Source organism: Enterococcus montenegrensis (assembly GCF_029983095.1).
Classification (GTDB): domain Bacteria; phylum Bacillota; class Bacilli; order Lactobacillales; family Enterococcaceae; genus Enterococcus_C; species Enterococcus_C montenegrensis.
Genome location: NZ_CP120467.1, coordinates 143,308 through 157,913, shown reverse-complemented (window position 1 = coordinate 157,913; position 14,606 = coordinate 143,308). Strand labels below are relative to the sequence as shown.

Sequence of the window (14,606 nt, the reverse complement as noted above, 5' to 3'; positions counted from 1 at the left end):
AAAAAGTGTATTGGATAGTGAATAACTTATTTCCAGAAATTTTAGTTTATCAAAATTAAATCCACATCATTGCACAACTAGAGATAGAATAGCAGACAAAATTTCACTCAATCTAAACTCAAAAAATTGAAATATATTTTGATGCTCATCATAAAAGTCTTCAGATCAGTTTGTCACTCAAATGTTTATTCTCCTCGTTGCAAGTACAATCGTTCCAATGTTTTCTTCTTACTCCAATCAGCTTTTGTCACACTTACCTATCACTAGACTATTTCTAAAACTTTTGAAGTAATACGTGTAGTTACTTCTCCTTTGCCAAGAGGTTCAAGAACAAACACAGCCGATAGGCCTACCTGTAATCGCACGATTTCTAGGACATACAATTTTTCGTTATCTCGTCTTAAAGACAAGCCACTATTTTCATTCTTTCTTTCTAACCACACTTTTCGATTTTCATCAATTGTTAAAATATAAGTACTTCCTGATTCAGTAAAAAAAGTATATTTTCCTTGAAGGCTTTGCTCATTAATTTCGTTCATATTTTCCTCCACCTTAATAAAAATAATTTTCAAGTTGATTGATCCTCGATCGAATCTTCTTGCCTTGTTTGATACTATCGTATTTAAAATTAACTATAGAGATATACTCACTCTTATCATACTTATACTTTGAGTGCTTATGTCTCTTTGAAATTATGTCCTCTTCAATTAGCATTTCCAACAATCTCAAAATAAGCACTAGACAGTGCTTTAAGGCACTCTACATCTGCGCTGAATGCCATCAGTCTCTGATTTCCCGAAAGTCCTTTTTTTCTTTCGATTCGAGACAAATTGTTACATATTTTTTCAAAGTATAGATTATCGCCACCATAAATTCTAAAAGTAGCCAGTCAATGTAAAATTCTTTTTAAAATTATCACATTAACTTTTTCAGTCAAAAAACTATTTTATGAATATAACTATACAAGCAGACTAAGTTAACAAAATTACTATTACATCCTTAAAAGAAAACGAAATAATAATCAAGCTAGCAGCTGCGATTACTATTAAAAATCTAAAACATTGTAATAAACTAGGATATTTTTAAAAGTTATCCTTATTTTTTGAAAGTTTGAGGTAAGAGAAGAGAAATTTGTTTTTCTTTTAATACATTCTTGTAGCAGATAATAGAATTTCATTCATTTCTGCGGTTTACGAAAGAATGCGATTATACTTTCAGTATGACTTTTACTTCAAAATATAGAACAAATAATGCTAAAATTGCTCCTGTAGTTCCAAAAAGTATTTTTGTTGTGGTAAAGCAATCGTTAAAATTAGTCGTACAGCGAATACAAAGACTATATTCTCTTAAAATTTATCGCTTATTTTAAAAATCCCTTTATTTTATTTACTAGCACAACAATTATTTTCAAGTAAGGAAGCAAGGTCATTTTTTGACCTCGCTAAGTTTGTCTATTTAATAATGTCATTAAAAAATCGAATCTTTTCCATGTTCACCAAATCATCCTTGTAAAATTCTAAATTTGTTAAGTCAAGTTTCTCACAAAGTATTTTAGTCATCCATTTTCCTCGTTCTTCAATTAGCAAATTGACATTCCGGTAAAATTGCTCAAAGTCATCTATTTTTTGGGGATATACTCCATTTATAAAAATGCCTTCTTTATCTTCTAGATGTCCTTTCCAAAGTTCTCCTACAGAATAATCTTTGTTAACATATGTCTGTAAGAAATATTTATTAATAAATGCTTTCCAAGCCTCTTCTCCTTCAATACCTATTGCCATGAACAAATCATATAGTACTCGAAGCGTGATATCCCAATAGTCGCGGAATGCTTCACTCGATCCACGTGCTATATTTAATTTACTTGGAATAACTGTAAAATTACCCAAAGTATCAGTCATTCGAGCAAATAAATTAAAATTACCCCAAATTTTATATTGTTCTTTATAAAATTCAAATTCTGTAATATTTAACAGACCTGAATCTGCTTCCTCCGCCCATCCGCTTAACTTATTAGCTATTTTAGGTTCCTCGTTAAATGTCTTTTTGTTTTCGTTGCCGAAGGGAGCATAGGGTATTTTTTTTGTTGGCCCTGTTAATAACAAAGGTGTAAAAGTTGTTAAAAAGGAATTCATATGATCTCCTTTTATTACAGACTTTTCTTCATCTTGCCATTCCAATACCTGATAAATTGGAAATACTACTCTATCTGTATCCTTATCCATACCCTTTTCAATATTTTCATCTTCGTATATTTTTTTAAAGAATCGGTAAATGTATTAGATTTAGCTTTATTTAACTCCTTCGTATATTTGTATTTTAGCCATGATTTTAAGTGAGAAGTATCATCAGTATCAGCGTTCGGAAATATTTCGCTCTTGTAAAATTGTTTAAAGTCAAATTCCCATGGTGGAATTCCATTTTCATCACAAGTTTTTAACCATATTTTTACCCATTCCGTACTGTTCATCGCATTTTCTCCTTTGTATTTATATAAAATAAAAAGCAATTAAGCCTTTTCTCTTAGTGTAAATTCAATTATTCAATCTATTATTTTTCTTTCATTAGATATTCTACAATCATGTAGTAGATAATCACCAAAGCTTGCTCTAATGTAAAAACATCATAAATACTACACAGTTCTGGCTTGCTCAATGCTTTAGCAAACTTATTATAATCTTGCAACAATTCTATTGCTTGATCTTCAATCTTATCTTCAACCTCATGCTCATCATTAAAAACATAACTGAAATTATAGTTTTCCAAAGCTTCATAAGTTCCGTTGCATAAACGGTTTGTTTTATTGTGCTACGTGTAAATAAATCTACTGACATAATAAATATCTCCGTTATAACCTTAGTTAGTGTATTTCTTAAAAAATATTGAAAAAGTTTGTTAGCGAGTATCTATTCAGTTGTCAAAGATCGCCATCCTAAAATTCTCCTTTATTTCTCCTTTTTATATCTGAATAATACACCTTCTTACAAACCGTTGTCAACATCTATTTCTCCATTTAATTGACATTTTTTTGAATAAAAAAGAACTCCTAATGAGTTCTGGAAATTACAAAACTATAATAAATCATTTACTTCAAGCTTGATCATTATTTCATTAACAAATTCTTTGAGCACATTCTTAGTTTCTGCAGATATATCTTTTTGGTCAAAACTATCCAATATTTCAAAAATTACAGTCTCTACAGAAATATCATTTTTATTTTGAAATTCATATATGGCCAGTCGTAAAACAAATTTAATCGCTGAACCAATAGTTACATAATTAGTATTGACACTTTTTTGTATCATTTTTTTTAATTCTTCAATTTTAGGTTCTATATTCTTAGAGATTTGGAATTTAGGTCGTAATGCCCCAGAAGAAATTTCATACTCTTTATCAAGAGTTATTGGTAAATTAAGTATCTTGTTCCAATCAGTTTCTTTCCATGTATCATAAGTATCTAAAATTGCTTTTGACAATACTTCACCCTTAGTAAAATTAATTTCATTATGCTCTTGGTAATATTCTTTCAGCAATTCAAGCATTTCTGCTGTTTCATAAGCAATTCTAACTTGTAATTCCATTTTCACCATCTCCTATTCTAAGTTGATATCTTTATTTGTTAGCTAGATTTTTAATTACACCTATTCCACCCGACTGATTCTCCATTTAATCTCAACATAAATATATACCATAAAATCATGAACTTCAAATATATTTCTCAATACAAATAGCTATTTGCATATTCCATATGAACAAATTACATTATACATCCCCGATATCGTCCCAATTTATAAAAAAAGACACCCTCCAAAAAATGGAAAGTGTCTGGAATCGTTGGTATAACAACGATTAACGCTTAGAGAATTGAGAAGCTTTACGTGCTTTTTTAAGACCTGGTTGGCAGTTCCGTCGCTTCAAACAATATTATTGAATGTCAAAAAGACCAAATCAACAAGCATTTGAAATAATCAAATCAATTTGGATTTCAAGCACTTGTAACCATAGTTCGTAACCAAAAAACATCGGCATATCAGCATCACTACAAATTTTTAATTCTTCCACTACATAACTCACATATTTAAAATCGAAGCGAAATCTTTAACCATTGCTAATACTATCCCAATTGGCAGGCAGTTTTGCCTCAGCAAATACCTGCTGTGGAGCTTAGCCTTTTGCAAAATGGCGCAAACCATTTTGCATTTCCCCCCATATCTAACAGGGAGTACAAAAACATCGAAAAACTACAAAAAACAACGCTGAAACCTTGGGGTAAAAGTACCTTCAGCACTTCAGCCAAATGTGACCTATAGGCTAAACAGTTCACACTTTTATTCAATGCGTTTCATTGGATTTTAAATCAAATCAGTCGACGGTATTTAGTTGATCGTCCTTGCCCGATTTTCTCGATTTTACCTGCTGTTTGCAGCTCTGATAATGCACGTTCGATCGTTCTTCGGCTGATATCAGGCAACAGAACTTCTAAATCTGCTCGGCTAAGCGGATCAAATGATTTTTGCAATTCTTCCAACAGTCTTTCGGTCGGTGTCAGTTCACGATTAATCACAACTTCAAAACGTTCTGAAAAATCTTCATAAGCTTTTAAAATAATTCCCAATAAGTAGCGGACAAACGGCGTATAATTTTGTTTATTTTTCAGCCAACCAACGGAACTTGCCTGCAACGCTTCATAGTAAGTTTGTTTCGACTTTTCAGTCAACATTTCGATACTGATATACTTTCCTACCAAATAACCAGACTTGTACAACAGCAGTAATGTCAGTAAGTGCGACATCCGACCATTTCCATCACTAAGATAAAAAGTCCAAAACAAAGCATGGGATCAATAATAATGGGTCAATTTCTGCTTTCTGGATCGCTTGATTATATTGATAACACAAATTGCCCATTAAATCGGGTGTCAAATAAGCAGGTGCAGGCACAAACCGAACGCACTCATTTCCGTCCAAATCTTTTTCAGTGATAACATTGTCGCTGCTTTTGAATTTCCCCTTATAGCTTTTAGCCGAGTAATTATAAAGATTTTTATGCAGCGTCAAAATATCATTGGGCACGACATTGATATTTTCATAGTTGTCATGGATCAGTTTTAAAACATCACGATACCCTGCGATCTCTTCTTCATCTCGATTACGCGGTTTGACTTTCTCTTCCACGATTTGTTTCAAACGGCCATCTGTAGTCGCGATCCCTTCAATTTTATTAGAAAATTCGGTACTTTGGATTAAAGCCATATCCGTCAGTTTACTTAAAATTCCCGGCTTTGTCGCGAGATGCAGCTCCTGCTTGCCTTTATAGTCATGGATCTTTGTCAGCATATTCAGCAAATCATGACTAAGCGACAACTTTTTCAGCTCTTGATAATTGGATTCTTTCACCGCCATCCACCTCTTTTCTCCGCCATTTTATATCATTTGGCGGAGAAAAAATTACGTTCGATCGTACTCTTCTGCATATTCTTTTATTTGAGTTTCTTTTCTATACTGTTCCAAACCTTTTTTACATTCTTTTAAATAAGATTTGTGATTCCCCACTCAAAATCCTGATCACTTTTTTTATAAACATAGCAAATCATTGGTTCTAGTGTAGACATGTAAGCATTATGTTGTGCTGAGCGAGAGGCATCAACACTACTGACTTCAAACTTTTCTTCTGACTACTTCACTTGCTTAGATTTGCGGCCGATCCAAAATAACAAAATAAATTGAAGAAACAAAGCAATGCTCAACGTAATAATGAGAACAATTTTTCCTTGTTGTGTGGAAAAATCAAAGAAGTTTGAAAATATTGGTACACGAGAAAGAATACCCAATAATGCACTTGTGCTTAAAACAGGCACAAACGGCAACCAAAGTTTTTTGTCAGCCTGCTTTGATAAAATATACCCGATAATAAGCGCGATTATTAAAATAACAACACTTCCCAAGAGGCCATTAAAATAAACTTTTAACGAGGTAGAAATGCGCATACTCAGTGCTATTCCTCCGATAAATAAAAGAGCTCCAAGAAGCGCTGCCGTCACTTTGAAAAGTCGTTGAGACTGATAGATGCTTTTTCCTAACAACCACAAAGCTGCAACCGAGAAAAATCCTACATAAATACCTGTGACAAAAAAAGTTCCCAAATCAAAAGCTGTCGTTGGATTGATTAGGCTCGGTAATGCTGAAAATAAAAAATAAGCCCCTATTGCATAAATGACCAACTTACCCGTATCTATAAGATTGACGGACAACTGCTGCAAAATTTCGTCAGCAAATTCTTTAGGATTTTTACCAAAATATTCTTCAGCTGTAATATCACTTTTTTGTGCATCTAAAATGTCTTGTAAAATACTTAGTAATACTTCCTCTGTTTGCTGCTCATCTCGCAAAAAAGACATTGTACGCACATAGACCAAAAGATCACCGTAATACTCTTCATTTACTTTTGTCAGCTTAGTTTGCAAGTCAGCATTTAATTGGATTAAATCTTCAGTTTTCATTTTTTTCATCTCTTTCTATTAAAGAATCTACGTTGCTTTTTAGCTGTTTCCACTGCCGAATGAAGCTATTTTTTTCTTTTATTCCTGCTTCAGTTAAAAAATAATACTTTCGCTGGGGACCATCCGGAGAAACTTCCATACGTCCTTCAATGTATCCTTTTTTTTCCAGAGTAAGCAATAACGGATAAACTGTTCCCTTGGGAATTTCCGCAAAACCAAAATCTGCTAATTTTTCACTTAATGTGTATCCATATAAAGATTCTTCAGCCAAAAGAATCAAAATACTACCAGACAAAATTCCTTTTAACATTTGCGATGATGATTTTTGAGCCATGTCGTCTCCTATCTAACTTGTTTTACAATATAGTCACAGTATAAAGATATTCAACTAGTTTGTAAAGCAAGATAGTGCCTTTTATGAATATATCTGAGTAAAAAAGTACATCTGCAATCTTACCGGCTGTAACAAAATATTTAATTGTTGGCATTACAGATTGAAGTGCTGAATTTACAATTTTTTGATTATCGTAGCGGCAAAAATAGACCTGCTGTAATATTTTTTAAGCAATCCAATTCGATAGCAATTATTTAGCAAGTAAACAAAAAAAGACACTCTCTCGTAATGAGAAAGTGTCTGAAACGTTTCAGTTGAATGGTACTCGATTTCTTGCAAAATCTCCGTCCCATACTGCATTCGTAAGCGAATAAATTCGCAACAACTCCAGCAATTAACGTTTTGAGAACTGTGAAGCTTTACGGGCTTTTTTAAGACCTGGTTAGCCCAACCATTTTTTCAAACAGCTTCACAATACTTTAATAGCAACGATTTAGAGAGATAAAAACATGAAAAATTTTATTGACTTTCAAATTATTTGAAAGCAATGGTGTCAATTTTCTGCGAGCCGATTCAATACTATCAAATACATATACCTATACTATGAACAATAAATAAAGGTCTCTCATATATGACTGATAAGTCTTTTCTTTTATTGATTTTTTTCTTAACATCTAATTTGATTACTCTTTTTCAGAGAAAAAGCTCCCCCTAATTTCTAACAGTAGTATGTTTATAGGGTTTCGTTACCGATTGAATAATTAGCCATTACCAATATAACTTCAGATTTTTCAACAGTAGCAATCCGTTTTGTTGGTTCATTTTTATTAATTCGTCCACTGTTCAATTCAATATTCTGCAAATCAAAAGCGTCGACGTATTCCTTAAAATTCATCCAAAATTCTTGAACATCGTTTGCGATATTTTGAACATAATCATATAGATCACTGTCTGAATCAATAAACTCAATGCGCTTTGCTAACTCCTGAACTTCTTTACCAGATAAACCAAAAGCTTCAATTTTTGATTTAATTGTTCCCCTTAGTTTGGGATTTTTAATACTATCTATAATATTAGATGCAGCTTTCTTAGAGGTTTTATCGGCTATACCGTCAAAATTATCTCTTGTTTTTTGATTATCAGCATTGATTTTTTCAATATGCCGCTCTAAAACCTGTTGGAATTTTTGACGATAATCACGTATTTTTACCTCGGCTTTAGCTTCACTATATTCCTGTGTTGAATAAACACTCGCTACTTTTGATTCATTCAATCGTCGCTCTGCATCAGAAATCGTGCATTCTTTAATTTTATCCATATCAATAATAATTGTTTCATTACTGATGTCCTCACCATTAACATCACGATAAATCATTTTTAAAACAACGATAGCATTACCAATATTTTTTGAAAAACTGATATCATCATAAATTGGATCAAGAACTCGATGAACTCCTTGTTGAACAGTATCGTACATTCGTTTATTCGCCATATCATAATCAGCAGAATGAGAGTCAGCAGATACACCAACATTCATGATTTGTTTTGATTCGTTATCCAATACCATTTTTTCCGTGGCTTTGGAAGCTTTCGTAGCATTTTTCTCTTTCAGTAAAGCTTCAGCATATTCTCGATACTCAGGTAGAACAAAATCATCAAATTCAGTATCACTATAAATACCTTTCATCTTTTCCCCTAAGCGCTGTGTCATTTTCAAAATTGATTCAATTGCTGAATAAGTTGGGAAAGTGTAGATATCAATCTGTTCTACTTGACCATACTCACGAGGACGATCGATTCGACCGATTCGCTGTTCTAGTTGCATTGGATTGTATGGTACATCCAAATTCATTAAAACAGTCGCATCTTGCAGATTTTGCCCTGTAGAAATCGTGTCGGTTCCAAGCAAAATATTGATTTCGTTTTCTGAATTAAATAATTCTGTCTGCAATTTTGATTTTGGTGAAAAACGATTTAAAATAGCATTCTTAGAGTAGTGATCCATGCCAATTTTATTATCATCAGGATTACCAGTTACTACACCGATGTTATCTAAGTCAAATTTTTTCGATTCTTTGACCTTATCAGCGTAATACAGAATTGTATCGCGGAATTGGCTCACTAAAATGACTTTATTACCTTTTTCTCGCTCAATGATTAAACTTTGCAAAACCGTTTCAAATTTTTCATCTTTACGTAAAAAATTCTTTTCAACTTCATCAATCATACTTTGCAAAACAGCCAAATCCTTAACTGCATAAGCTTTTAACGTATTAAAAACTCTCTTAGAAGATTTAACTGTCAGACTTTCAATTTGACCAGTAATTCGCTCGATATATTTTCGACGATTTCGATTTGATTTTTCTTGAAATTCACGAAATTGATTTGGCAGTTGATCTTCGTCTTCTTCATTCTTAATGTTCAACAACAATCCCAAATTATTTGAAAAATATTCATCTACCTTATAAGCATGGGATAGATAATTTTTCAATCGATCTAAGTACTTGCCGGATGTTTCAATTGCGTCAAAATCCTTAACAAACTGCTGAGTCTTAGTTTGAATCGCCTTCAAAGAATTTACGAAAGACAGCCAACTAGAATCAGCACGTTTTAATAGCATTAATTTCAATCTGCCTGGCGTCAATTCATTATTACTATCTTGAACAAAGAAACGTAGTGTATCCATATATGGGAAATGTAGATTATCGATTCTTTCAAAGTTATTGCTGAAAATTTGTTCTTTCACCGGCTCGAAGGGAACTTCAATCGTTGGAAAAAAACGTTCAGCAAAAGTAACAGATTCGCCACCGTATGTTTTCCTTGTCCGCTGCAAGAATAAATCTTCCCAAAATTCAGCAAAGGCTTTATTATCATTTGCCAACGCTTTAACTGCTTTTCCACGTGCTCCGAAAGCAAAATAAGTACGATAAGTACGATCAAGTGGGATGTTATCTACTTCTAGAAATAGTGAACCGATATTAATCACATCCTCACGCTTGTTGTTCCAAGGTGTCGCCGTCAACATGATTCCTTTCATATTATGAGCCGAATGCGAAAAGACATATTCCGCATGACGATATGCTGCAGTAGTTCTATTTTTAAATCCTTGATGTCCCTCATCAATTACAATCATTTGATAAGTTGCAGCAATCAGATCCAACTCAGCTGGTTTCATTAGAGCAAATGTTTCCCGATTGATGAATTTAAAATTACTGTAGTCAACATCTACAGCATCTAAATCCGCTTGCCATTGTTCATGTAATTTTTTATCTGCAATAATGATTACTTTTAAATGAGGGTTAATTTTTTTCTCTAAGCGTATTACGCCAGCTGTTGTTCGTGTCTTGCCTAACCCTACCCCATCTGCTAATGTTGCAGTACCAAACTGCATTAGCTTGTTCTGAATTTTTAAAATGCCTTCACGTTGATGCGGATATAAAGTTTCCCAAATTTTATCGTCATCTAATTGAGCATATGGACGAGCAAACATATTCGCAAAATCATAATAAGTTTCAGAAACTGATTTATAGCGTTTAGATTGCTGTATATCTGGATAGATTTGTTTGATTGTCTTGATTAGTTCATCTGAAAAAACATCGACTTCATCTGAGAACCAAATCGATTTGAACCACTCATGCAAAGCATTAAAACTATCAGCGGAATAGACATTTAATTCGGTATTCCCTTGCAGACCATTTCTAGAAAAGTTTGAAGAACCAACTAACGATTCACCAGAGTAGTCATTTTCTTTACCATAAAACATATAACTCTTCGCATGGAAATAATTTGCTTCACCAGTATAAACTTTGACTTCAATCCGCTTTTGTTCCAGCCAATCAATAAATTTCATCAAAAACAGCTGATCTTCTTCGTTCAAATACCGAATTTCGTTTTGAAAATGATTTTTATAGTCATTTTTCAGTTCGTCATCATTCAGTTCACTGATATAAAAACCAGCTTGAACAGTATTTTTGGTCAGTTCATTCGTCTCATTTCCCATCAAAATGCTCATATGACCATCACGTACTTCCATAAACTCAGTGAAAGTATCTTTGATTAGTAGCAAGCCGGATATATAAAAATATCCGACTGCTAAATCAAACCGATCAACTTTATTTTGGCTAAGCAAACGATTGATTGCAAATTCCATAGAAACATTGCGATTATCAACTACTCGGCTTTTATAAAGAGCTTCGTATTCTTTTGTCACTATTCTTCACCTGCTTTAAGACGATCATATACTTCAATGATGCGTTGAGCTTCTTCTTGGACAGCTTGCTTGCTTTTTTTTCCTTCAAAAGTTTTCATCAAAGCAATAATTTCTTCTCTTGATAACTCAAAATCAATGAAGATTCTTGCATTCAGTTCAGCAATAAGCTCATCAATACTCATTTTGGAAAAAAAGCTATCATCTTTAATGACACTATTTAATCTAACGTACATCTCATCGTTATTTTTTTGAAGCAACGTCTTCGAAATTTGTATTAACTCATTTGTGTACTTAAATTCATTTATAATTGGCATTGGTGTTTGTTTAACAAAACTTATGCTAACATGCTTATCAATCACATTTCGAAGTAGAAAATCATAAATATAGCTATTCATTATACCTAAGTAAAACAACTTTTCTTTCAAAGTAGTATTATCTTCACTCTGTACATTCATCGAGTTGACTACAACTGATTTTTCCGGTAAAAGTGTTGCTATTACTGTTCGTTTATCCGTGGCTCTAGCAACATCTCTATATGCAATTCTGAAATCTTTATACATGTTTTTCGATCTTTTTTCTGCATTTTCTATTTTCATGAATATTGATGGTTTATTCGTTATTTTAAATTGATGAACATCCTTTCCTCCGTAAACTGGAACCGAATCATCATCATCATCATCGTTCAAAATTGATGAAAAGTTTGTTTTATTAATGCCCTGAGAAAAATTCAGTAAGTTACTTTGGTGTAGTGGTGGATACTTAGTTTTTAATTTTTTATAAATACTAAATTCTATCTCAGACCGCGGTTCGAATAATGATAATTTTTCCGGTTCAGTATCATAAACGATATTAATCGGATAACTTAATTTTTTATCATCTTGATAAACGTCCATAATTTCATTTTTGTAAAAAAAAGCATCAAAGTGAGTTACTTTACCGGCACCTTTAGCAAATGTCAGCACTGCAAACTTATAACTACTATGAACAAATTCAAAAATCTTTTTGATATTCTCAAATGAAAGAAATTCAAAAATATTACACTTTTCAAAAATCAAATGTCGAATCCCTGTTGAACCCAAATCTGTCATAACATTATCCGGAACTAAAATAGAAATTCGGACATTATTCTTAACTAATTGGGTACTTCTTTCAATGAAATATCTGTATAAGTTGGGTTTACCTCCAGTATTGACACCCAGAACTTTCCAACTTTGATAAATATAACTATTTGATTTTTTGTAAAATTTATTCATTTTTGCAAAACGTTCATTATATTTTCCCCACTTCTGTTCAATAGCAGGAAATTTTGCAAATAATTGTTTTTTAACAGCATCCTTTTCTTTCTTTTTTAACGAATTGTATCCTAAACTATACTTGGAGAAAAATTCGTCACTATTTGACTTTACTTCGTCCCATGGGGGATTCCCAATCACACAATCAAACCCAGCATTCTCCTTCAACTTCCCATCTTCACCAAAAAATACTTCCGGCAAATTAACTTCCAAAGCCTCCACGTGCAAAAATTGTGTCTCGCCATTCAGAATCGGCTGTACATATTGTAACAAAGTCCGCTGCAGCTCTTGTCGTTTGCTTTCATATTTTGGCGATTGTTCACGTTTCAGCTTCAAAAGCGCTTTGATTTCTTTTTGATAGTTCGTATAGATTATTTCGCGCTCATAAAAAGGTACAGAGTTCATCAATGAGTTTTGATGGATCAAAGTATTACCGATTAGTTCAGGTAATTTTTGATTAACTGGACGGTGCTGTAGAGATGAAAGCATCAACGTCAGTGACGAAATTAAAATCGCTTTGTAATCGATGTCAACGCCATAGACCATATTGTGCAGAATATATTTTTCCCAAGCAAAACTGCCCTCATCACCAGCTTGCATCATCGGATATTTTCCTCTAACCATATCAGTTACTTTTAATCCAACAAGTGCATCATGCTTCTCAGCTAGCTGTCTAAAAGCACCACGCAAGAATGATCCCCCACCAGCTGTCAAATCTGCTATTTTCATGTCAAACAAGTAATCCAACGTTTTGATAATTTCAGCTTCTTTACCGTCTTTTATAGCTTCTTTGACGTCTGCAATACGGTTTTGGAATTCAACTTCAACAGTCTGCTGTACCATGTATTGAACGAATTTTTCGTCGGTATAGTAAGCTCCTTTATTCTTCTGTTCCTGCAGATCTTCTCCATAAAAAACAATCGGCTTACCATCTTCAATTTTGATTTGGACATTTTGCGACATGGAATTTTCGTATTGTTTTTCTAGCGCTTCCGGCGGCACATCTTCAAAACGAAAAGAATAGTTTTCGCTTGATGTATCGATCCAAAATTTCGCCCACATTTCAGCATCGTGTTCAACAATCAACTTTTCGATTTCTGTCGTTACCTCACCGATTGATGAAGCAAATAGATCACCGCCATAAACTGTTTGAAATTGTCGGGTCGCTTTATCTTGAAGTTCAATCAAACGTGTTTTGCTGTCATCTTTCATTTTTATTTTACTAGTAACATCATATTCGTCTTCATCAAATAAGCTTATTTCAACATAATCATCGTATTTTTCAATCACACTTTTCTTTTTGTTCAGCTTATAGATTGCTGATTCAGTTGATTTATCCAAGTTTGAATAAATTTCAACCGTTTCTTTGATTGCTTCATCTAACGTACCTCGTCCAACGCCTAGCGCGATTCCGCTCAATTCGAAAGGACGCACTTCATCTTTGCCATAATAAGCTTCGATAAACCGGCGCATCAGCTGACGCAAGATCATTGTATCAACCACGTTCGACAAAACTGCTGTATAAGATTCGTCTTCGACCAACTGCGCTAAAGCATTTGTAACGATGTATGCTCGAGCATTATCAGAAACCAATGGAGCTAGTTCGTTTTTATAAGGTTTAGATGTGATTAACTCTGATAATTTTTTTCTATACAAAGCTACCATCATCAAGAAGTGATTCGTTAGTTCACGTTTGAACACATCTTTCAATCCATGAATGACATACCCACCCCAAAAATCATCTTGTTCAACTGTGATAGAGCTATTTTTCAGCATATTGAAATTATCTAGATACAAGACTTTCCCAATTGTTTCTTCATTAAGGTCCAACCGCTCATCACGATTGCCGTTTCTCAGCCGGAATAATACAATTCTTTTTTGTCCGACAAATCCGGCAATTTCCGCATCAAACGATCCACCAAAACTCACTGCAAGTTCCTCTACTCGTTTATGCAACTTCCGAATATCCATTGTTTTTGTCTCTAGAGTCAAGTCAGATACAGTTTTTAAAGCCAATACCGCGCTTGTTTTATCTGGGATTTTATCAGTAAACAACATACGCCATTCACTTTCTGGTTCGTTTGGATTACGTCCTACTGAGTAACCCAAGTAATCGGCAACTATCTGTATTGATTGCTCATCTGCGGTCAAACTTTTTAACATATCCTCGATTTCCATTTTTAGTTTGCTCCTCTGCTCCTATTCGTTCAAATAACCTTTAAATTTTATTTTCTGAGGTACCTATCTTTATAGCTGGCTATTCCCAAGTCA

The 14,606-nt window shown here is 33.4% G+C and carries 10 protein-coding genes and 1 pseudogene; all 11 read right to left on the bottom strand.

Going from position 1 to position 14,606, the window contains the following annotated elements; genetic code table 11:
• Positions 1–263: 263 nt before the first annotated feature.
• Entirely contained in the window at positions 264–539 is a 276-nt protein-coding gene (locus P3T75_RS00695; RefSeq protein WP_206903236.1) for a hypothetical protein, read from the bottom strand.
• A 912-nt stretch (positions 540–1,451) separates the two neighbouring features.
• Positions 1,452–2,225: a hypothetical protein gene (locus tag P3T75_RS00690; RefSeq protein WP_282461954.1), complete on the bottom strand. Its 774-nt coding sequence runs from the start codon at positions 2,223–2,225 to the stop codon at positions 1,452–1,454.
• Complete coding sequence (locus P3T75_RS00685; RefSeq protein WP_282461953.1) at positions 2,201–2,470, bottom strand: hypothetical protein; 270 nt, start codon at positions 2,468–2,470, stop codon at positions 2,201–2,203. Before P3T75_RS00685 ends, P3T75_RS00690 begins: the two co-directional genes overlap by 25 nt.
• Before the next feature lie 80 nt (positions 2,471–2,550).
• A complete protein-coding gene (locus tag P3T75_RS00680; RefSeq protein WP_282461952.1) occupies positions 2,551–2,766 on the bottom strand; it encodes a hypothetical protein in 216 nt (71 codons plus the stop codon).
• Between the two features lie 305 nt (positions 2,767–3,071).
• Complete coding sequence (locus P3T75_RS00675; protein WP_282461951.1) at positions 3,072–3,581, bottom strand: hypothetical protein; 510 nt, start codon at positions 3,579–3,581, stop codon at positions 3,072–3,074.
• A gap of 367 nt (positions 3,582–3,948) precedes the next feature.
• Positions 3,949–4,074, bottom strand: coding sequence for a hypothetical protein (locus P3T75_RS00670; protein WP_282461950.1), 126 nt, complete (start codon positions 4,072–4,074; stop codon positions 3,949–3,951).
• A gap of 283 nt (positions 4,075–4,357) precedes the next feature.
• Positions 4,358–5,402: pseudogene (locus tag P3T75_RS00665) on the bottom strand (Fic family protein).
• A 272-nt stretch (positions 5,403–5,674) separates the two neighbouring features.
• On the bottom strand, positions 5,675–6,499 hold the full coding sequence (locus P3T75_RS00660) for a DUF1129 domain-containing protein (RefSeq protein ID WP_282461949.1): 825 nt from the start codon (positions 6,497–6,499) through the stop codon (positions 5,675–5,677).
• Positions 6,489–6,833: a PadR family transcriptional regulator gene (locus tag P3T75_RS00655; RefSeq protein WP_230711166.1), complete on the bottom strand. Its 345-nt coding sequence runs from the start codon at positions 6,831–6,833 to the stop codon at positions 6,489–6,491. Before P3T75_RS00655 ends, P3T75_RS00660 begins: the two co-directional genes overlap by 11 nt.
• Positions 6,834–7,566: 733 nt before the next feature.
• A complete protein-coding gene (locus P3T75_RS00650) occupies positions 7,567–11,043 on the bottom strand; it encodes a helicase-related protein (RefSeq protein WP_265614591.1) in 3,477 nt (1,158 codons plus the stop codon).
• Entirely contained in the window at positions 11,043–14,513 is a 3,471-nt protein-coding gene (locus P3T75_RS00645; protein ID WP_156190010.1) for an Eco57I restriction-modification methylase domain-containing protein, read from the bottom strand. Before P3T75_RS00645 ends, P3T75_RS00650 begins: the two co-directional genes overlap by 1 nt.
• Positions 14,514–14,606: the final 93 nt, after the last annotated feature.